This window comes from Brachymonas denitrificans, from assembly GCF_907163135.1.
In the GTDB taxonomy this organism is placed as follows: Bacteria; Pseudomonadota; Gammaproteobacteria; order Burkholderiales; family Burkholderiaceae_C; genus Brachymonas; species Brachymonas denitrificans_A.
This window is the reverse complement of record NZ_CAJQUA010000001.1, coordinates 1,173,745-1,192,489: the sequence shown is the minus strand read 5'-3', so window position 1 is coordinate 1,192,489 and position 18,745 is coordinate 1,173,745. Positions and strand designations below refer to the sequence as shown.

22 protein-coding genes are annotated in these 18,745 nt (G+C 65.9%); 16 read left to right on the top strand and 6 right to left on the bottom strand.

Annotated features, from left to right (window positions below; genetic code table 11):
- Positions 1-9 precede the first annotated feature (9 nt).
- The 5 genes from priB (at position 10) to KKQ75_RS05585 (ending at position 2,615) form a co-directional block, all read left to right on the top strand.
- A complete protein-coding gene (gene priB, locus KKQ75_RS05605) occupies positions 10-333 on the top strand; it encodes a primosomal replication protein N (protein ID WP_371686634.1) in 324 nt (107 codons plus the stop codon).
- 24 nt (positions 334-357) lie between these two features.
- The gene (gene rpsR, locus KKQ75_RS05600; RefSeq protein WP_091814421.1) at positions 358-633 is read left to right on the top strand and encodes a 30S ribosomal protein S18; all 276 of its coding nucleotides are present in this window, start codon (positions 358-360) and stop codon (positions 631-633) included.
- Positions 634-650: 17 nt separating this feature from the next.
- A complete protein-coding gene (rplI, locus tag KKQ75_RS05595) occupies positions 651-1,103 on the top strand; it encodes a 50S ribosomal protein L9 (protein WP_091814424.1) in 453 nt (150 codons plus the stop codon).
- A gap of 136 nt (positions 1,104-1,239) precedes the next feature.
- A complete protein-coding gene (locus tag KKQ75_RS05590; RefSeq protein ID WP_213360884.1) occupies positions 1,240-2,130 on the top strand; it encodes an ATP-binding protein in 891 nt (296 codons plus the stop codon).
- Positions 2,127-2,615, top strand: coding sequence for an NUDIX domain-containing protein (locus KKQ75_RS05585; protein ID WP_213360882.1), 489 nt, complete (start codon positions 2,127-2,129; stop codon positions 2,613-2,615). The genes KKQ75_RS05590 and KKQ75_RS05585 overlap by 4 nt, the downstream gene beginning before the upstream one ends.
- A gap of 6 nt (positions 2,616-2,621) precedes the next feature.
- Here the strand turns inward: KKQ75_RS05585 and KKQ75_RS05580 are convergent, their stop codons facing one another.
- From KKQ75_RS05580 to KKQ75_RS05555, 6 genes are read right to left on the bottom strand one after another with little or no spacing between them, the layout of a single operon-like run.
- Positions 2,622-3,143, bottom strand: a complete 522-nt coding sequence (locus tag KKQ75_RS05580; protein ID WP_213360880.1) for a 3-hydroxyacyl-ACP dehydratase FabZ family protein — start codon at positions 3,141-3,143, stop codon at positions 2,622-2,624.
- Complete coding sequence (locus KKQ75_RS05575; protein ID WP_213360878.1) at positions 3,140-3,868, bottom strand: phosphatase PAP2 family protein; 729 nt, start codon at positions 3,866-3,868, stop codon at positions 3,140-3,142. The genes KKQ75_RS05580 and KKQ75_RS05575 overlap by 4 nt, the downstream gene beginning before the upstream one ends.
- Positions 3,868-4,740 carry a MipA/OmpV family protein gene (locus KKQ75_RS05570; protein ID WP_213360876.1) on the bottom strand — a complete coding sequence of 291 codons (873 nt, stop codon included), beginning with the start codon at positions 4,738-4,740 and terminating at the stop codon, positions 3,868-3,870. The genes KKQ75_RS05575 and KKQ75_RS05570 overlap by 1 nt, the downstream gene beginning before the upstream one ends.
- A 20-nt stretch (positions 4,741-4,760) precedes the next feature.
- A complete protein-coding gene (locus KKQ75_RS05565; protein WP_213360874.1) occupies positions 4,761-6,119 on the bottom strand; it encodes an NAD(P)/FAD-dependent oxidoreductase in 1,359 nt (452 codons plus the stop codon).
- Between the two features lie 30 nt (positions 6,120-6,149).
- The gene (locus tag KKQ75_RS05560) at positions 6,150-7,424 is read right to left on the bottom strand and encodes a beta-ketoacyl-[acyl-carrier-protein] synthase family protein (protein WP_213360872.1); all 1,275 of its coding nucleotides are present in this window, start codon (positions 7,422-7,424) and stop codon (positions 6,150-6,152) included.
- Positions 7,417-7,707: an acyl carrier protein gene (locus tag KKQ75_RS05555; RefSeq protein ID WP_213360870.1), complete on the bottom strand. Its 291-nt coding sequence runs from the start codon at positions 7,705-7,707 to the stop codon at positions 7,417-7,419. Before KKQ75_RS05555 ends, KKQ75_RS05560 begins: the two co-directional genes overlap by 8 nt.
- 173 nt (positions 7,708-7,880) lie before the next feature.
- Between KKQ75_RS05555 and KKQ75_RS05550 the strand changes: the two genes are divergently transcribed.
- The 11 genes from KKQ75_RS05550 (at position 7,881) to KKQ75_RS05500 (ending at position 18,739) form a co-directional block, all read left to right on the top strand.
- Positions 7,881-8,174 carry a phosphopantetheine-binding protein gene (locus KKQ75_RS05550; protein ID WP_213360868.1) on the top strand — a complete coding sequence of 98 codons (294 nt, stop codon included), beginning with the start codon at positions 7,881-7,883 and terminating at the stop codon, positions 8,172-8,174.
- Positions 8,175-8,209: 35 nt separating this feature from the next.
- Positions 8,210-8,968, top strand: a complete 759-nt coding sequence (locus KKQ75_RS05545) for a hypothetical protein (RefSeq protein WP_213360867.1) — start codon at positions 8,210-8,212, stop codon at positions 8,966-8,968.
- Complete coding sequence (locus KKQ75_RS05540) at positions 8,965-10,689, top strand: AMP-binding protein (protein ID WP_213360866.1); 1,725 nt, start codon at positions 8,965-8,967, stop codon at positions 10,687-10,689. The genes KKQ75_RS05545 and KKQ75_RS05540 overlap by 4 nt, the downstream gene beginning before the upstream one ends.
- Positions 10,686-11,648 (top strand): acyl-CoA synthetase, encoded by a 963-nt coding sequence (locus KKQ75_RS05535; RefSeq protein WP_213360865.1) that lies wholly within the window; start codon positions 10,686-10,688, stop codon positions 11,646-11,648. Before KKQ75_RS05540 ends, KKQ75_RS05535 begins: the two co-directional genes overlap by 4 nt.
- A gap of 19 nt (positions 11,649-11,667) precedes the next feature.
- A complete protein-coding gene (locus tag KKQ75_RS05530; RefSeq protein ID WP_213360864.1) occupies positions 11,668-12,261 on the top strand; it encodes a LolA-related protein in 594 nt (197 codons plus the stop codon).
- 10 nt (positions 12,262-12,271) lie between these two features.
- Complete coding sequence (locus KKQ75_RS05525) at positions 12,272-12,781, top strand: O-acetyl-ADP-ribose deacetylase (protein WP_213360863.1); 510 nt, start codon at positions 12,272-12,274, stop codon at positions 12,779-12,781.
- Positions 12,782-12,881: 100 nt separating this feature from the next.
- A complete protein-coding gene (locus KKQ75_RS05520) occupies positions 12,882-15,296 on the top strand; it encodes an MMPL family transporter (RefSeq protein WP_213360861.1) in 2,415 nt (804 codons plus the stop codon).
- A complete protein-coding gene (locus KKQ75_RS05515) occupies positions 15,293-16,261 on the top strand; it encodes a polysaccharide deacetylase family protein (protein WP_213360859.1) in 969 nt (322 codons plus the stop codon). The genes KKQ75_RS05520 and KKQ75_RS05515 overlap by 4 nt, the downstream gene beginning before the upstream one ends.
- On the top strand, positions 16,258-17,472 hold the full coding sequence (locus KKQ75_RS05510) for a beta-ketoacyl-[acyl-carrier-protein] synthase family protein (protein ID WP_213360857.1): 1,215 nt from the start codon (positions 16,258-16,260) through the stop codon (positions 17,470-17,472). The genes KKQ75_RS05515 and KKQ75_RS05510 overlap by 4 nt, the downstream gene beginning before the upstream one ends.
- Positions 17,469-18,299 carry a beta-ketoacyl synthase chain length factor gene (locus tag KKQ75_RS05505; protein ID WP_213360854.1) on the top strand — a complete coding sequence of 277 codons (831 nt, stop codon included), beginning with the start codon at positions 17,469-17,471 and terminating at the stop codon, positions 18,297-18,299. The genes KKQ75_RS05510 and KKQ75_RS05505 overlap by 4 nt, the downstream gene beginning before the upstream one ends.
- Positions 18,293-18,739: a hydroxymyristoyl-ACP dehydratase gene (locus tag KKQ75_RS05500; RefSeq protein ID WP_213360852.1), complete on the top strand. Its 447-nt coding sequence runs from the start codon at positions 18,293-18,295 to the stop codon at positions 18,737-18,739. The genes KKQ75_RS05505 and KKQ75_RS05500 overlap by 7 nt, the downstream gene beginning before the upstream one ends.
- Positions 18,740-18,745: the final 6 nt, after the last annotated feature.

Sequence of the window (18,745 nt, the reverse complement as noted above, 5' to 3'; positions counted from 1 at the left end):
ACAGCGTCCGTGCCAGCACTGAACCGGCTGGAACTGACCGCCAGACTGGTCGACCGCGCACCCCTGCGTCTGACACCCGCCGGCATCCCGGTTCTGGATTGCGTGCTTGAGCACCAGTCGGAACAGGTTGAAGCAGGCAGCAGACGCCAGGTGAATGCCCAGATCCGCACCTTGGCTGTAGGCCCCCTGGCCGAACAGCTCGAGCGCATGGAGATGGGACGCGAGGCCCGGTTTGCCGGTTTCCTGGCCACTCCGGCCAGGCGCGGCGGGGTCGTCAAGACGCCCAGGCTGGTTTTTCACCTCCAGGCTTTCCAGACCACAGTCACCCCTTAAACACAGAATTTTCAGGAGTCCATCATGGCCTTCAAGAGCAACAAAGACAAGCGCCCGAAGCGCAATACCCAATCCCTGCTGTTCAAGCGCAAGCGTTTCTGCCGCTTCACCGTCGCCAAGGTCGAAGAGATCGACTACAAGGACGTTGACACCCTGCGCGATTTCATCTCCGAAAACGGCAAGATCATCCCCGCTCGCCTGACCGGCACCCGCGCGATCTACCAGCGCCAGCTGAACACCGCCATCAAGCGCGCGCGTTTCCTGGCCCTGCTGCCGTACACCGACCAGCACAAGATCTAAGCCAAGGAGCACATACCATGCAAATCATTCTGCTCGACAAAGTAGTGAACCTGGGCAATCTGGGTGAAATCGTCAAGGTCAAGGATGGCTACGCCCGTAACTTCCTGATCCCCTCCGGCCGTGCCCGCCGCGCTACCGCTGCAGCCCTGGCCGAGTTCGAAGCCAAGCGCGCCGAACTGGAAAAGCAGGCTGCCGAGAAGCTGGCTGCTGCCGAAGAACAAGGCAAGAAGCTGGAAGGCGCCGTGGTCAAGCTGACCCAGAAGGCTGGCGTTGACGGCCGTCTGTTCGGTTCCGTCACTAACGGCGACATCGCCGAAGAACTGGGCAAGATGGGCTTCCCGGTCCACAAGTCCCAGATCCGCATGCCCAACGGCCAGATCAAGACCGTGAGCGACAACACCGTTCAGGTGGCCCTGCACACCGACGTGGTGGTGGACGTGACCGTGACCGTGTACGGCGAAACCGCCTAAGCGATCCGGGTCAACCGACCGCATTCAAGGCCGTCAGGGCAACCTGGCGGCCTTTTCTGTTGGTGAGGGGCGTGGAACAGCTGGCAGCGGTGTTGTATGCTAAACGGTTTTCCGCGATTCCCATTGCTGTCCATCCATGTCCTCTTCCTCTCTTGAATCCCTGATTTCCCGAGCCGAATCACTGCTCCAGCGTCTGGAGCAGGTGCTGCCGCAACCGTTGCAGCAGCCGGACTGGAATGCTTCCATCGCCTTCCGCTACCGCAAGCGTTCCAGCGGTTTCGCCGGCCAGACCGGTGTGCTGGAGCCGGTGCGTCACGTTGCCGAAATGCGGCTGGAAGATCTGCAGGAGATCGACGGCCAGAAGGAGCGCCTGGTGCGCAATACCGAGCAGTTCGTGAGCGGACGCACCGCCAACAACGTGCTGCTGACCGGTTCGCGCGGCACCGGAAAGTCCTCGCTGATCAAGGCCTGCCTGCATGCCTACGCGCCGCAGGGCCTGCGCCTGATCGAGGTGGACAAGGGCGATCTGGTCGATCTGCCGGACATTGCCGAGCTGGTCGCAGGCCGGCCGGAGAAGTTCATCATCTTCTGCGACGACCTGAGCTTTGATGAAGGGGAACTGGGCTACAAGGCGCTCAAGTCCATGCTGGATGGTTCGGTGGCCGCGAGCACGCCGAACGTGCTCATCTATGCCACCAGCAACCGGCGCCATCTGCTGCCGGAATACATGAAGGAAAACCTGAGCTACACGCACACGCCGGATGGTGAGGTGCATCCGGGCGAGGTGGTTGAGGAGAAGATTTCGCTGTCCGAGCGCTTCGGTCTGTGGATCAGCTTCTATCCATTCAGCCAGGACGAGTATCTGGCCATCGTGCACCAGTGGCTGCGCAGCCTGGAGGTGCCCGAAGGCGAGATTGCCGCGGCCGATCCGCAGGCGCTGGTGTGGGCGCTGGAGCGCGGCTCGCGCAGCGGGCGCGTGGCCTGGCAGTTTGCGCGCGACTATGCCGGCCGCAGGGGGCAGGCATGAGCCACACGGCAGAACGGCCGCTGGTGGCGGATGGCGACCGTCCGCGCGCGGATGCGACGGACGGCACGCCGCGCAAGCTGGTGCAGGTGGCGGTGGGAGTGCTGCTGCAGCCGGATGGCAGCTTTCTGCTCACCAGTCGTCCCGATGGCAAGGTGTACGCGGGCTACTGGGAGTTTCCCGGCGGCAAGCTGGAGCAGGGCGAGTCGGTGGAGCAGGCGCTGCGGCGCGAGTTGCGCGAGGAAATCGGCGTCGTGATCGGCACGGCACAGCCGTGGCGCGATACGGTGGTGGATTATCCGCATGCCTTGGTGCAACTGCATTTCTGCAAGGTCACCGAATGGACGGGCGAGCTGCACATGCACGAAGGGCAGCAGTTCAGCTGGCAGCAACTGCCGGTGCAGGTGCAGCCGGTGTTGCCAGGCACGTTGCCGGTGCTCGAATGGCTGGCCGCGGAGCGCGGCGGCAGCCCGACGCGAACAGCCTGAAGATACTCAGCTTCCCAGCAGGTCCTTGAGCTGTTCGGCCGGGATAAGGTGCTGCAGGCTTTCTGCCGGCACATGCGATACCATGAATTCCAGCGTGGCGGCTTCCTGGCCGTCGACCTCGGCCGTGGCGCTGGCCAGCACTGCCTTTTCGCCCATGCGGCGGCATTTGAGGGTGAAGAGCACCCGCTCGTTCGGCAACACGGGGCGCTTGAACCAGGATTTGCGTACCCCCGTGAGCATGCCGAGGTGGCCGGGTGCGATGGCGCGTGCGATCGGGTCTCCGGCCAGCAGGCCAGCACCAGCCAGCTGGGCCGCCGCTTCCAGCAGCAGCGCGCCGGGAACGATGGCGCAACCCGGGAAGTGCCCGGCCAGCACCGGATCGTCGGCGCTCCAGCAGGCTTCACCGGTGTAGTGGTCGTGGGCCAGCACCTCCACCCGCTGCAGCAGCTGCAGGGGTGCACGGTGCGGCAGCAGGGCGGCGATGGCGGCCTGGTCGAGATCGATCGGATAGTGCAGTTCTTCGGTCATGGTTCCAGCGGAGACGTGATGGGTTTGCGGAGTGGCAGGCCCTTGCGCCAGCGTGTGGCCAGCACGGCAATGCTGCCGGCGGACAGGCCCAGCACGATGCCCGCCAGCACATCCCACCATACATGCTGCTTGGTGGCCAGCGTCGAAAAGCCGATGGCCATGCACCAGAGCAGGCTCAGGATGTGCAGCCAGCGCGGGGCGCGCACTTCATGCAGCTCATGACGGATCCAGGCCCAGGCAAACAGCGCATAGGCCACATGCATGGACGGGAAGGCATTGCCCGGCGCGTCCACGCTCTGCAGAATTTGTCCGAGTGGCTGGCTGCTCCAGTACACCCTGGGCTGCATGAAAGTCGTAGGGTACCAGTAATAGAAGGCCAGGCCCGCGGCACACATCAGCAAGGCGCTGGCGCCATGCCAGAGCAGCCCCCTCAGGTCGCGTTGCAGGGCACCAGGCAGTGATACATATACCCAGAGCGAAAAATAGATGATGACCCAGTCCGGCGAAAAGGTGACGGCACGATCGATCCAGGTATCAGGCATGACCGTGATCGGGTAGCGCGGATGGTGCAGCAGTTCGAAATAGAACAGGAAGAACACCCACATGAATGCGGTGGTCCCCAGGGCCTTGAGCCACCACAGGGTGGTCACGCGCTGTCCGATCTGGCGCTGCCAGCTGGCGATAGGGGCCGGACCGGTGGCGGGCGGTACAGGCGGCTGCGCCATCAGTCGTAGATGCCGATCAGCGCCACGCCGCCGGTGACGTAGCGCTTCTGCGCCACCAGCGGGCTGTCGGCGAATTTGGCGCCATGCAGGCTGTCGTAGCGGATGTAGGATCCGAACCAGAGGTTGCGATATTTCCGGCTGAGCGAGAACAGCAGTTGCGAGCCGCTGTAGCCGGCGCCCGCCTGGTAGGCCGGGCGGCTGGTGCTGGCGTATTCGGGCGCTACGTCATAGAAGTAGGCGTGCTGCTTGCGGCTGGCGAAGATCGGTCCGGTCACCATGCCCAGGTTCCATTGGCCCAGCGGCACATCCAGGTTGAGGTTGGGCGAGAACACCACGCCGGCATTCTTCGGAGAGCGTTCGACCGTGAATGCTTGGCGCACCGGCAGCCGCAGGCGCAGGTTGACGGGATGCGTCTTGCCGTCGATCAGCGTGAAATCCAGCTGCGGGCCCAGTTCGACCGTGGGCTTGAGGTTGGGCATGCCGATGCGCTCGGGCACGTCGCCCCGGGTGGGCGGCGAGAGCGAGGCGCTGATGGACAGCTCGATGCGGTCGTTGTTGAACAGTTCACCGCGCATGCCGTACTTGTCGGACTTGAAGAAGTCGCCTTCGTAGTGCAGGTAGGGTACCGGCAGCACCATGGTCTGGGTCGTCCTGGCACCGCGGTAAGCGGGAAAATGCACCACTCCGGCGCCCAGTCCGATGGCTTCCAGTCCCTCGATGCCGAACAGGCGGCGCGAGGTGCTGCTGCTGTCGGCCGGGGTGGCGCCCGCATCCTTGGCGGGCAGGGCGGTCTGTGCCTGCGCCGGCAGGCCGATGGCCAGAGCGGCGAGCAGCAGTCCGGCGGAGGAGAGGCGGAGGCGGGCAGGCAGCATGCGTGATCCTTGCGGGCGGCTCAGTATTCGGTCTGGTTGGGCAGCAGGCCCGGAATGGCGACGATGTCATTCCTGCGCTTTTTCCAGGCACGGTAGGTGCGCTTGTAGTTGAGCGTGGAGAGCAGGTAGTACGCGCCCTTGAGGATGCGGATGGAGCTCCAGATCGGGGTCTTGCCGTAGATGTCGCCGGCCAGCATGGAGAGCAGCGCTTCCTTCATGCGGTATTTGTCGGACGGGGACATGAACATGTCGCGCATGGTCGGGTTGGTGACGCGGTAGATGAACCAGGAGAACTCGCGCGGGCCGTGGCGCATCTGGCGGTCGAACTTGCGCAAGGCTGCGGCACGGCGGGCGGGTTGTGCCAGCAAGGTGTCGATGGCTTCTGCGGCAAATACGCCCCCCTTCATTGCCAGCCAGACGCCGGACGAGAATACCGGATCGATGAAGGCGTAGGCATCTCCCAGCATCACATAGTTGCGGCCGTGGTTGCGCTCGGACACGTAGGAGAAGTTGCCCGTGGCCGTCACATGCGCATGGATCTGCGCCTGTTCCAGCCGTTTGGCCAGCGGCGGGCAGGTGGCGATGGTATCGAGCAGGAACTGCTCCAGGCTGCGGCCGCCGCGGGTCTTGAGATAGTGCGGCCAGGTCACCATCCCGACGCTGGTGACGCCGTCCTGCAGCGGGATGAACCAGAACCAGCCGTAGTCGAACCAGAAGATGGTGATGTTGCCTTCAGCCTTGCCCTCATGGCGCCGGGCTCCGGTGAAATGCGCATAAACCGCCGTGCTGTTGTGCTTCTTGTTCGGGTGCTTGATCCTGAATTTGTTCGACAGGAAGGTATCGCGGCCGGAGGCATCGACCAGAAAGCGCGCCTGCCATTGGCTGGTGCTGCCGTCGTCATGCCTGGCCTGGACCGTCACACGCTCCGGATCACTGTCCAGATCCACGGCAGTGACCTTGCAGCCTTCCACGGTGTGCACGCCCTTGCGCGTGGCGTTGCGGAACAGGATTTCGTCAAACTCCGAGCGCAGCACCTGGAAGGCCGAGGGCATGCTCTTGTCCCAGGCATCGGCAAACTGGAAGGTCTGGCTGCCGGCTTCGTGCCAGGGCGAGACGAATTCGGCGCCATGCTTGGGTACGCCGATGGCGCGGATCTCGTCGCCGACGCCGAGCTCGTCGAGCAGCGGCAGGTTAGCCGGCAACAGCGATTCGCCGATATGGAAGCGCGGGTGATGCGATTTTTCGAGCAGCGCAACCTTGTAGCCCTTTTGCGCCAGCAGCGGGGCCACGGTGCTGCCGCCGGGGCCGCCGCCGATCACCAGCACGTCATAGAGGGTATCGGGCACAGCTGTTGCCGGCGGAGAGGATTCTGGGGTCATGGGGCTTCCTTTTGGCGGCGGCTGCGAAGGTCAGGCGGCAGCCAGCGGCCGGTATCTGCGCGCGAGCAGAGAGACGTTGCTGCCCCCGAACGCAAACGAGTTGGACAGCGCATACTCTAGCGCAAGCCCGTGACGGGCTTGTAGCGGAACGTAATCGAGCGGGCAGGCCGGGTCGGGCTGTTGCAGATTGGCCGTGGGCGGGATGGAGCCGGTGTGCAGGCTCAGAAGGGTGCTGGCGAATTCAACTGCACCGGCAGCGCCGATCAGATGGCCGTGCATGGACTTGCTGGCACTGACCGGAATCTGCGCGGCGTGCGGGCCGAACACGTCCTGGATCGATTGCGATTCGGTGGCGTCGCCAACCTGGGTGGCGGTGCCGTGGGCGTTGATGTAACCGACCTGTTCGGGCGTGATATGGGCCTCGTGCAGGGCCTGGCGCATGGCGCGGGCCTGACCGTCGGCCGAGGGTGCCGTGAGATGTGCGGCATCGCTGCTGCTGCCGTAGCCGCACAGCACGCCGTAGATGGGAGCCCCGCGGGCTTCGGCGGTGCTGCGGGTTTCGAGCACCAGCGCGGCTGCGCCTTCGCCCAGCACAAAGCCGTTGCGGCGGGCGTCGAAAGGCTTGCAGCTTTGGGCGATGTCATCGGTGTCGGGCGTGGCGAGCACGCGCAGGGCGTTCCAGCCGAGGTAGGCGCCGGTGGTGAGCTGGGCCTCGGTGCCGATCACCAGCATGGTGTCGGCATGGCCGGCCAGAATGGCGCGCCACGCTTCGCCGATGGCAACCGCCGACGAGGCGCAGGCCACGCTATAGGTGTGCGAGGCGCCCTTGAGGCCGTAGCGCATGGAGGCCGCTGCGGCCGTGGCGTTGGCCATCAGGCGCGGTACGGTCAGCGGGTGCAGCACCGTGGGGTTACGGTGGCCGTTGCCTTCGGGATCGTACAGGCGCTGGTAGAAGGTGGAATAGAGCGCTTCCAGCGTTTCGGCGCCGGCCAGGCCCACACCAACGTAGACACCGGCGCGATCGGTATTGACGGTGTCGCGCGAGAAGCGGGCATCGTGCAGGGCTTCGGCAGCGGCCACCATGCCGAGCTGGGTGGCGCGGTCCAGGCCCTGGTCGGCGCGGTCGAGGCGGGCGTCCAGTCCGGGCGGCAGCGGGGCGGCCAGGGCGTTGGGCAGCCAGCGGCGCACGGCTTCGGGTGCTTGGGTGACGGCGCTGCGGCCTTCGAGCCAGGCGGCGAAGCTGGCATCGCGCGTCAGCCCCGAGGGGGTGATCAGCCCGATGCCGGAGACGACGACTTCACGCATGGCCGGCAGGGCCTGCCTGGGCCGGGAGCTCGGGCATCTCGCCGTTGTTGCGGGCGCGGATGGTCTGCTCCAGGTCAGCGACCACTTCGTCCAGCGTCATGCTGCCGTAGCGCATCGGCTCCTCGATCTGGAAGCCGTACTTGTCCTCGATCTCGAACAGCATTTCGACCAGGCCCAGGGAATCGAGGCCGAGTTCGCCCATCCTGGCTGCGGGATCGGCGAGCTTGTCGACCGGAACGTCGGGTTGCTGGCGAAGATAGTCGAGGATCAGTTGTTTCAGCATGGGTGCAAACCGGGCTGTCAGGGCCTGGGCAGTAAGAAGTCGAAAGGCAGTGCCGGCTGCCGGCTTTCACGCGATACGTTTGCAATGAACAGCAACAGATGCAAGGCAGGGCAAGGACTGGCTCGGCGCCGGCGAATCCTATAATTCTAACTTTGTAGCACACAGGAACCGCCATGAGCGACGTACAACACACCCCTGACGCCGCCGCCGTTGACGCGCTGCTGCCCGAACTGGCAGAGCTGGTCGTCGAGGCAGTCAACCTAGATATTCCCGCAGCCGAGATCGAACCGGATACTCCGCTGTACCGTGACGGCCTGGGCCTGGATTCCATCGACATCCTCGAGATCGCGCTGGTGGTCTCCAAGCGCTATGGCCTGCAGATCAAGGCTGGCGATGCCGACAATGCCAAGGTGTTTGCCTCGCTGCGTGCGCTGGCCGGCCATATCGTGATGCACCGCACCGCCTGAGGCGTGTTGCCCCGTGTCCGGCGGGGCGGTTTTCCATGCCTGCTTCCTACATGCTTTCCTCTCCGGCGGAATTGCCGCGCCCGTCCCTGCCGGCCCTGTTGAAGGGGCTGGCCGTACTGGCGTATGCCGCGCTGGTGTTCTGGGCCTGCGTGCAGCGTGAGCCGCGCTGGTGGTCGCTGCTGCCCATGCTGGCGCCGCTGGCGGTGTGGGGCGGGGTGCTTGCAGGGTCCCGCCTGGGGGGACGGATCTGGCAATTCGCGCTGGCTGCGGGCTTGCTGGCGACACTGTCTGCAGGCCTCGCCTGGCTGGTGCCTGCGGGTCACGATGGCCTGGTGCAGCCACAGCAGGTGCGCCTGTACTATTTCCTGCAGGAAACCCTGCTGCTGGGGCTGGTGTTCTGGGCCTTTGCGCATACGCTGCGAGCCGGCCATACCCCGCTGTGCACGGCGATGGCGGGCATGGTGCATCCGGTGCTGTCGCTGGCCCAGTTGCGCTACACCCGCGCCATCACCTGGCTGTGGGCGCTCACGATTGCATTGGTATGGCTGGTGTCTGCCGGGTTGTTCGTGTTCGGGACGCCGACGGCCTGGGCGTTTTATTCGTCGGTGCTGTCTCCGGCGTTGATGGTGGCGCTGTTCGTGCTGGAAGTGCTGGCGCGCCGCTGGCTGCTGCCGCCGGCAGACCGCAGCGGATTGCGGGACACACTGCGGGCCATGCGTTCGGTGGACTGGCGCACCTTTTCCGCCAGCCCGTCGCAGACGGTGCAAGCCAGGGGTGAGGAGCGCCAGCAATGAATGCACGTTCCTTCTGGCCCCTGTGCGGCCATGCGCAGCCTGATGCGGTGCTGGCACGCGATGCCGACGGGCCGATCACGGTCCGGCAGTGGCTGCATGACGTGCACGCGCTGGCGGCAGGGTTGCCGGCGGACTGCACCCACGTCCTCAACGTCTGTCGCAACCGCTACCTGTTTCTGGTCGGTTTCGGCGCCGGCATCGTAAGCGGACGTGTCAGTCTGCAACCCTCGTCGCTTGCGCCGGAGGCGGTGCGTCACCTGCTGCAGCACGCCCCCCGGCCGGTCTGCCTGCATGACGGGGAGAGCGAAGGGCTGGAGGCACTGATGCCCTTGCTGCCGGTCGTGCGGCAACTGGTTCCGTCGAAGGCACAGGATGTGGAGATTCCGCAGATTCCCGCGGAACAGGTGGTGTCGCTGGTATTCACCTCGGGCTCGACCGGCCAGCCGGTGCCGCATGCCAAGACCTGGGGCAAGCTGCATCTCAATGCATTGGCCGAAGCGCAAATGCTGGGGCTGGATCAGGGGTCGCAGACCTGCATCGTGGGGACGGTGCCCTCCCAGCACATGTATGGCTTTGAATCGTTAATGCTGCTGGCCTTGCTGGCCGGTTGCAGCCTCTGGACGGGGAGGCCGTTCTACCCGGCAGACGTGGCGCAGGCGCTGGCATCCGTGCCGCAGCCGCGCATGCTAGTGACCACGCCGGTGCATCTGCGCGTGCTGGTGGATGCCGGTTTGGACTATCCGCCGGTGGACCAGTTGCTCTGCGCCACGGCGCCGCTGGCGCCTGCACTCGCCGGGCAGGCCGAGGCACACTTTGGCGCTCCGCTGCGCGAAATCTACGGCAGCACCGAAACCAGTCAGCTGGCCGTGCGCCGGCCGCTGGAGGGCCCGGCCTGGCGCCTGTTTCCGGGCGTGCGGCTGGAGCAACAAGGGGATACGACCTTTGCCAGTGGCGGCCATGTGGAGGGGCGGGTGCCCATGTCGGATGTGATCGAGCTGGTGGGAGAGGATGGCTTCATCCTGCACGGCCGCAAGACCGACATGGTGAATATCGCGGGGCGCCGCTCGTCACTGGCCTATCTGAATCATCAGTTGGCACAGATTCCTGGCATTCAGGATGGTGCCTTTTTTCTCCCCAAGCCGGTGGATGTTCCGGGTGGCCATGCGCCGCTGGTGCCGGAGGTGGAACGGCTGTGTCTGGTGGCCCAGGCGCCGGGCATGAGCGCGCGTGACATCCTGGATGCGCTGCACCCCTATGTGGAGGCGGTGTTCCTGCCGCGTCCACTGATTCTGGTGGAGCGCATGCCGCGCAACGAGACGAGCAAGCTGCCGCAGCAGGCTCTGCAGGGGCTGTATGCCGAGCACCAGTTGCGGCAGCATGCGGCTGCGCACAAGCCCGATTTGCGCTGGCAGGTGCCGGTGGATCATCCAGTGTTCGCCGGCCATTTCCCGGGCCAGCCGGTGGTGCCGGGGGCCCTGCTGCTGCAGCGCTGTGTGGATGCGTGGCGCGCGCTGCCGCAAGCACGCGGACAGGCCTGCAGCGTGCAGCAGGCCAAGTTCCTGCTGCCCTGCGGGCCGGGTGATGTTCTCGACATCCGGCTGGAGCCTGTGGAAGCGCCTGGCAAGCCGTTTGCGGCCAGCTTCAGGGTGCTTCGCGGCGAGGAGACCGTGGCCAGCGGCACCTTGCGGGCATTGTCTGCGCCAGCGCAGGAAAACGCATGAGTAGCCAGGGCGAAGCCAGTGCCGAATGGGCCACGCGCCGCGAGCGCAGCCAGGTGCCGGTGGTGCGCTTCATGGTCTGGCTGTCGCTATTGCTGGGGCGGCCGCTGAGCCGCTTGGTGCTGCGCGGCATCGCCCTGTATTTCCTGCTGTTCTCGCCGGGCGCGCGCAAGGCGCTGCAGCAGTTCTACCGGCACCTGTGGCAGCGGCCGGCCGGCTGGGGGCAGCTCTATCGCCACTTCCTGAGCTTTGCCACCACCATTCATGACCGCGTGTTCGTGCTCAACGGCCAGATGGAACTGTTCGACATCCGTCTGGAGGGACGCGAGGCGCTGGAGGCCACGCTGTCGCGGGGGCGCGGGCTGATCATCATGGGAGCGCACTTCGGCAGCTTTGCCATGCTCAAGGCCTTTGGCGATGCGCACCAGCGGCGTGCCCACATGCTGATGTACGAAGAAAACGCCAGCAAGATCAACAGCATTCTGGCCGCCATCAATCCGGATGCGCCGCGCCACATTATTGCGCTCAACCGGGTCGATTCCATGCTGCTGGCGCGCGAAAAGCTGGAGCAGGGCGACATGCTGGGGCTGCTGGCGGATCGCGGGCTGGATGACGATGACGTGGTTCGCCTGCCATTTCTGGGCGAGGAAGCGTCGTTTCCCGCCGGCCCCTTGCGGCTGGCGGCCATGCTGCGCTGTCCGGTGTTCTTTCTGGCCGGCGTGTACGAGGAAGGCAACCGCTATCGCGTGCATGCCGTGCCGCTGGCCGATTTTTCCGATTGCCCGCGCGCGGAGCGTGGGCAGCGGCTGCAGGCGGCCCAGCAGGCCTATGTGGCCGAGCTGGAGGCGCAGTGCCGGGCTGCTCCGCACAACTGGTTCAATTTTTTCGATTTCTGGAAACCTTCGCCCCCGAAGCCTGTCCAATCCGTGCCGGGCGTGACGGCGCCTGATCCCCGTTCCTGATTTTTCCGAGGTTTTTCGCATGCAAGCACAAGGTCTTTTTTCCCGTTTTCTGCGCCGCACCGCGCTGCTGGCTGCCGGTGTTGCACTGTCGGCTCCCGCCTGGGCGTTGGACATGGGACAGCTGATGCAGAACATGGGCCAGTACAAGGAGCGCACCGGCCGCTTCGTCGAGACCAGGCACATGAAGGTGCTGGACAAGCCGCTGCGCAGCAGTGGCGAGGTGCGCTATGTGGCGCCGCAGCTGTTCGAGAAGAAAACAGTCGAGCCGGCGGCCGAACTGCTGCGCGTGGATGGCGATGCATTGCGCGTGGAGCGCGGTGGCAAGACCTACAACGTGCGCCTGTCGAGCCAGCCACAGGCGGCGGCCTTCGTGGATGTGATCGTCGGCCTGCTGACGGGCGATGCCGGCAAGCTGGAGCGCAGCTACGACTATGAGCTCAAGGGCACGGCGAAGAAGTGGACGCTGGCCATGGTGCCCAAGGATGCCAGAATGAAGGCCATCATCAGCAAGGTGATTGCCAGCGGCGACAAGGAGCAGGTGCGCACCATCGAGTACCAGCAGGCCGACGGCGACCGTTCGGTGATGGTGATCGAGCCGCTGGCCAAGCGCTGAGGAGGCATCGATGGCTGCCGTGCTTGAGGCGATCCAGGCCTACATCACCACGCTGCCGGTGGATGCCATCGTCAATGCTGCGAACAACAGCCTGCTGGGGGGAGGCGGGGTGGACGGTGCCATCCACCGCGCCGCCGGGCCGGAGTTGCTGGCGGAATGCCGCATGCTGCATGGCTGTCCGACCGGTGAGGCCAGAATCACGGCGGGCTACCGGCTGCCGGCGCGGCATGTGATCCATACCGTGGGTCCGGTCTGGCATGGGGGCGCTCAGGGCGAGGCCGGCCTGCTGGCCTCCTGCTACCGCAACGCGCTGCTGCTGGCCCAGGCCAACGGGGTACGCAGCATCGCGTTTCCCGGCATCAGCACCGGGGTGTATGGCTATCCGCACGCCGATGCCGCCGCGATTGCGGTGCAAACCGTGCGCGCCACGCTGACGCAGGCGCCCGGCGTGGAGCACGTACTGTTCTGCTGCTTCTCCTCGGGCGATTTGCAGACTTACGAGCGTCTGCTGGCAGCCTGAGCGATGGCTGCCGCGCGGCATTCCGGCAGTCGTGCAGGCTTTGGTAGCGCTTTCTCTGTGACAATGTGGGCTTTTCGGCGCACAAGGCGGGAAGGGCTTCATGGGTTTCTGGCGTAGCAGGGTAGTCTGGATCTGGATGCTGGCACTGGTGGTCGGCCTGCTGGTCATTGTCCGCAGCACCTTCACCACCGACATGTCGGCCTTTCTGCCGCAAAGCCCGAGCAAGCAGCAGCAATTGCTGGTGGACCAGATCACCGTGGGCAGCGTCTCGCGCATGCTGCTGGTGGGGCTGGAAGGCGGTACGCAGGAGCAGCGCGAGGCGGCATCGCAGGCTCTCGCGGGGCAGATGCGCGCCAGCGACCGCTTCTCCATCGTGGCCAATGGTTCGGCAGAGGCCTTCGAGAAGGACCGCGTGTTCCTGTTCGAGAACCGCTATCTGCTCAGCCCGGCTGTAAGCGAAGGGCATTTCAGCGTGGAGGGGCTGCGCCAGTCCGTCACGCACTCCGTCGACATGCTGGGCTCGCCTGCGGGCATGCTGCTCAAGGAGATTTTCCCCCGTGATCCCACGGGCGAGTTGCTGGCGCTGGTGGATGAGCTTGACAGTGCGGATCGTCCGGCGGGAGCCAATGTGTGGCTGTCGAAGGATGGCCGGCGGGCCATCCTGATGGCACAGACGCGTGCCGCAGGCTCGGATACGGATGCACAGGAGCAGGCGCTGGCCAGCGTGCGGCAGGCGTTTGCCGAGGTGCAGGCGAAGGACGCTTCATTGCAGCCGGTCAGGCTGCTGCTGTCCGGTGCACCGGTGTTTTCGGTGGATGCGCGCAACACCATCCGCAGCGAGGCCATGCGGCTGTCGGTGGCGGGCTTTCTGGCGGTGCTGACGCTGCTGTTGCTGGTGTATCGCTCGCCGCTGACGGTCGGCATGAGCCTGGTGCCGGTGTTCACGGCAGTGGTGATGGGCATTGCCGCGGTCAGCCTGGTGTTTGGCGTGGTGCATGGCATCACGGTGGGGTTCGGTACCACGCTGATCGGCGAGGCGGTGGATTACAGCATCTACTATTTCGTGCAGTCCGGGAAAACGGGTTCTGGCGGGGCGGCGGGCAGTGCCTCGTGGGCGAAACGTTTCTGGCCCACCATCCGGCTGGGAGTGCTGACTTCCGTTTTCGGGTTTGCCGCGCTGGTGTTTGCGGGCTTTCCCGGCCTGGCGCAGCTGGGACTGTATTCGATTACCGGCCTTTGCACGGCGGCGCTGGTCACGCGCTATGTGCTGCCGGAGCTGCCTGCCCGGCCTGTCAATCTGGGGCCGGCACGCCGTCTGGGGCAGTGGCTGACGCGGCGTGTGGCGGCCCTGCGCCGCCTGCGGCCGCTGGTCTTGCTGGTGGCGCTGCTTGCAGCGGGCGTGCTGGTCTGGACCTCGCTGCATGGCAGTATCTGGAACCGTGCTCTGTCCGGCCTGAGTCCGGTATCGCAGGAGGCGCAGGATCTGGATGAGTCGCTGCGGCGCGACCTGGGGCAGCCGGACTTGCGCTATCTGGTGGTGGTGTCTGCGCCGGATCAGGAGACGCTGTTGCGTCGCACCGAGCAGGTGAGCAGCAGCCTGCTGCAACTGGTGGACGACAAGACCATTTCCGGCTTTGAAACGCCGACGCGCTACCTGCCCAGTGCCGCCACGCAGAATGCCCGCCGTGCCGCCATGCCCGATCCTGCAGAACTGCAGGCCCGCCTGGAGCAGGCGCTGGAGCCCTTGCCGGTGCGTGCCGACACCCTGCAGCCTTTTGCGCAGGATCTGGAGCGCGCGCGCCAGCAACCGCTGATCACGCCGGAGAGCCTCAAGGGCACGGCGCTGGCGCTGACGCTCGAAGCCATGCTGGTGCAGCGCGAGAACGGCTGGTCGGCCTTGCTGCCCTTGCGCTCGCCGGTGGATGCGCAGGGCAAGTCGCAGGAGATCGATGGAGCTGCGGTGCAGCGGGTGCTGGATGCGGGTGCTTCCCCGCTGCCCGGCACGGAGGTGCTGTTCCTGGACATCACCACCGAAACGCGCGACCTGTATTCCCGCTATTTCAATGAGGCACTGCTGCTGTCGCTGGCCGGCCTGCTGGCCATCGTGGTGCTGCTGGCCTGGTCACTCAAGAGCGGCCAGCGCCTGCTGCGCGTGCTGACGCCCATCCTGCTGGCCGAGATCGTCGTGGTCGCAGGGCTGGTGTTGCTGGGCGAACGCCTGACGCTGCTGCACCTGATCGGCCTGCTGCTGGTGGTGGCCGTGGGCTCCAACTACACGCTGTTCTTCGACCGCTACGATCTGGAAAATGAGAGCGAATCCATCACCATGGTGTCGCTGCTGGTTGCCAACCTGGCTGCCGTATTCGGCTTTGGCGTGCTGGCGTTTTCGCAGGTGCCGGTGCTCCGGGCCATTGGCGCCACGGTCGGGCCAGGGGCGGTAATTGCGCTGTTGTTCGCGGCGATCCTGACGCGCAAGACGGGGGCAGCGGCGTCCAGCGGGGAGGCGCAGGCATGAGTGCCGTGCCCGAGCTTCGAGCGGCCAATCGTGGCGTGGCACCGGAAATCCGTGCTGAACCAGGGGCGCCGGAGTCCGCCTCAGCCGCCGTTGCCCCGGCGGCGCGCTGGCGTCCTGTCCCTTTGGTATGGGTCAGCGTGGCCTGGCACAGTCTCTGCCTGCTTGGCCTGATCCGTCAACCGGCTGCATGGCCCTGGTGGCTGGGCCTGGCTGCGCTCAATCATCTGTTGCTGACGGCGCTGGTCTTTCTCCCGCGCAATGCCTGGATCGGGCGCAACCTCACGCGCCTGCCGGCCGAGGCCACAGCGCGTGCGCAGGTGGCGCTCACTTTTGATGATGGTCCCGACCCGGAAGTCACCCCGCAGGTGCTTGATCTGCTCGATCGCCATGGCGCGCGTGCCAGCTTCTTCTGCATTGGCCGACATGTGCGCCAGCACCCGGAACTGGTGCGCGAGATTGTCGCGCGTGGCCATACTGTCGAAAACCACGGCGATGCCCATTCGCCCGTATTTGCCCTGTGGGGCATGGCGCGCATGCGGCGCGATCTGCTTGCCATGCAGCAAGCGCTGCAGGAGGCCGGCGTGGCTCCGGCGCGATTTTTCCGGCCCACGGCGGGCTTCCGCAATCCCTTGCTCGATCCCGTGCTGGCGCGCATGGGCCTGCGTTTGGCGATGTGGTCGCGTCGCAGTTTTGACACGCGCGACGGCAATGCTTCGCGCGTGCTGGCACGGCTGACGCGCGGGCTGACAGCGGGCGACATTCTGCTGCTGCACGACGGCAACAGCGCCCGAACGCCTGCAGGGCGGCCAGTCGTGCTGGAAGTCCTGCCACAATTGCTGCAGCAACTGGAAGCCGCCGGGCTGCAGCCGGTGCATTTGCGCCAGGCATTCGCCGCGCAGCCCCTTGCGCTACCCATGAGCCCGGCACAACCCCTGCACGCACACCTTTCACCTCAAGATCCGTGAACCCGATCCTTCTCACCCATTACACGGCCACCACCTGCCTGGGCGTCGGCAATGCAGCGCTGCTGCAGGCCCTGCGCGACATGCGCAGCGGGCTGGCGCCGTGCGATTTCGATACGGTCAATTTTCCGACCTGGGCCGGCACCGTCGCCAGCTTGGACGAAGTGGCCTTGCCGCAAGCCCTGCAGCACTACGATTGCCGCAACAACCGGCTGGCCCAGCTCGGTTTGCAGGCAGACGGCTTTGCCGACGCCGTGCGCCAGGCCATGCAGCGCCATGGCGCCGATCGGGTGGCGGTGGTTCTGGGCACCAGCACCGCCGGCATCTATTCGACGGAGCTGGCCTACCGTGAGCGCGACGCACAGACCGGGGTCCTGCCTTTACATTTCCATTACGCCGAAACCCACAACACCTATTCGGTCGGCGCCTTCGTCAAGGACTGGTTCAGCCTGCAGGGGCCGGCCGAGGTGGTTTCCACGGCTTGTTCCTCGTCGGCCAAGGTGTTTGCCAGTGCGGCCCGCCTGTTGCAGGCCGGGCTGATCGATGCCGTGGTGGTGGGGGGCGTGGACACCCTGTGCCTCACAACGCTGTATGGCTTCCGCTCGCTGGGCCTGACCTCCGCAAACGCCTGCCGTCCCTATGACGGCGCGCGTGACGGCCTCTCGATTGGCGAAGCGGCGGCCTTTGCGCTGGTGGAGCGTGCACCGGAAGACCGGCAGGCATTGCCGGCAGGCAGCATTCTGCTCACCGGCTATGGCGAAACCAGCGATGCCCATCACATGTCGGCGCCGCATCCAGAAGGGGCAGGTGCCCAGGCCGCGATGCAGGCCGCTCTGCAGATGGCCGGGCTGCAGCCGCAGGATATCGGCTACATCAACCTGCACGGCACCGCCACGCCGAGCAACGACCTGGCCGAGGGCAAGGCGGTGCGCGCAGTGTTTGGCGCGGAGACGCCCTGCAGCTCGACCAAGGGTTTTACCGGCCATACGCTGGGTGCCGCGGGCGGCGTCGAGGCGGTGGTGTGTGCGCTGGCGCTCACGCACGGCTTGGGGCCGGGGAGTGCCGGTACGCAGGCGCTGGATTCGGCCATTGCGCCGTTGAACTATCTGCTGCAGCCACGAACGCTGCCGCTGCAGCATGCACTGAGCAACTCCTTCGGCTTTGGCGGCAGCAACTGCAGTCTGGTGTTCAGCCGCGTGGGAGGTAGCGCATGACCACATCGTCTCTGCAATTGTGGGTGCATGGCCTTGCCGTACTGGGACCGGGGCTGGCCAATTGGCCGCAGGCACAGGCGGTTCTGTCGGGGCAGGAGGCTTATGTCCCCGCTGCCACCGTGCTGCCGGTCCCCGAGATGCTGCCCCCGGCCGAACGCCGTCGTTCCAGCCGCGTCATCAAGCTCGTGATGGCCTTGGGCACCGAGGCCTGTGCGCAAGCCGGCATGGCTCCCTCCGCGCTGGCATCGGTGTTCAGCTCGTCCACCGGCGATGGCCACAACTACCATGCCATTTGCGAGGTGCTGGCCAGCGACCAGCGCGACGTATCGCCCACCCGTTTCCACAACTCGGTGCACAACACCGCAGCCGGCTACTGGTGCATTGCCGCGCAGGCAACCGGCCCGTGCCAGGTGCTGGCGGCCTACGATGCCAGCTTTGCCGCCGGCCTGCTGGAGGCAGCCGTGCAGGGTGTTTGCGAAGCGCGCGACATGCTGCTGGTGGCCTATGACGCTGACTATCCCGAACCCCTGCGTGCAACGCGTCCGGTGCCCGACGCGGCCGGTCTCGCCATGGTGCTGCGCCCGCAGCCGCATGCCGGGGCGCTGGCGCGCCTGGATATCCGCTGGCTGGGAAGCGATGCCGCGGCGCAGGCGGCGAGCGTGAACGGCCAGAGCCTGCCCGACCCCGCGCTGGAGCAACTGCGCACCAGCATTCCCGCCATGCGCGCCTTGCCGCTGCTGCAGCAACTGGCCAGCGGCCAGGCGGGCAGGGTGCTGCTGCCGTCGTTGCCCGGCCAGTGGCTGCAGGTGGATGTCACGCCATGCTGATGAGCCAGAGCGAGATCGCCGCACGCATCCCGCACCAGGGCAGCATGTGCCTGCTGCAGGAAGTGCGTGAGCTGGATGAGCAGCACATCGTCTGCACCACCCGCACCCATCTGGATGCCGCCAACCCCATGCGCGAGAACGGCCGCATGGGCGCTGCGCTGGGCATCGAGTATGCAGCGCAGGCCATGGCCCTGCATTGCGCCCTGCAACAGCAACAGGGCGAGCGCCCGCGTGGCGGCTACCTGACCAGCGTGCGCGACGTGCAACTGCATGCCGAAACGCTGGATGCCAGCTCCGAACCCCTGACCGTGCGCGCCGAGCGCATCGCCGCCAGCGAACAGACGGCCATGTACCAGTTCAGCCTGCATGCCGGCGAGAGCCTGCTGGTGCAGGGGCGCATTGCCGCCATGCTGGATGTGGCGGCTCCCTTACAGACCTGAACTTTT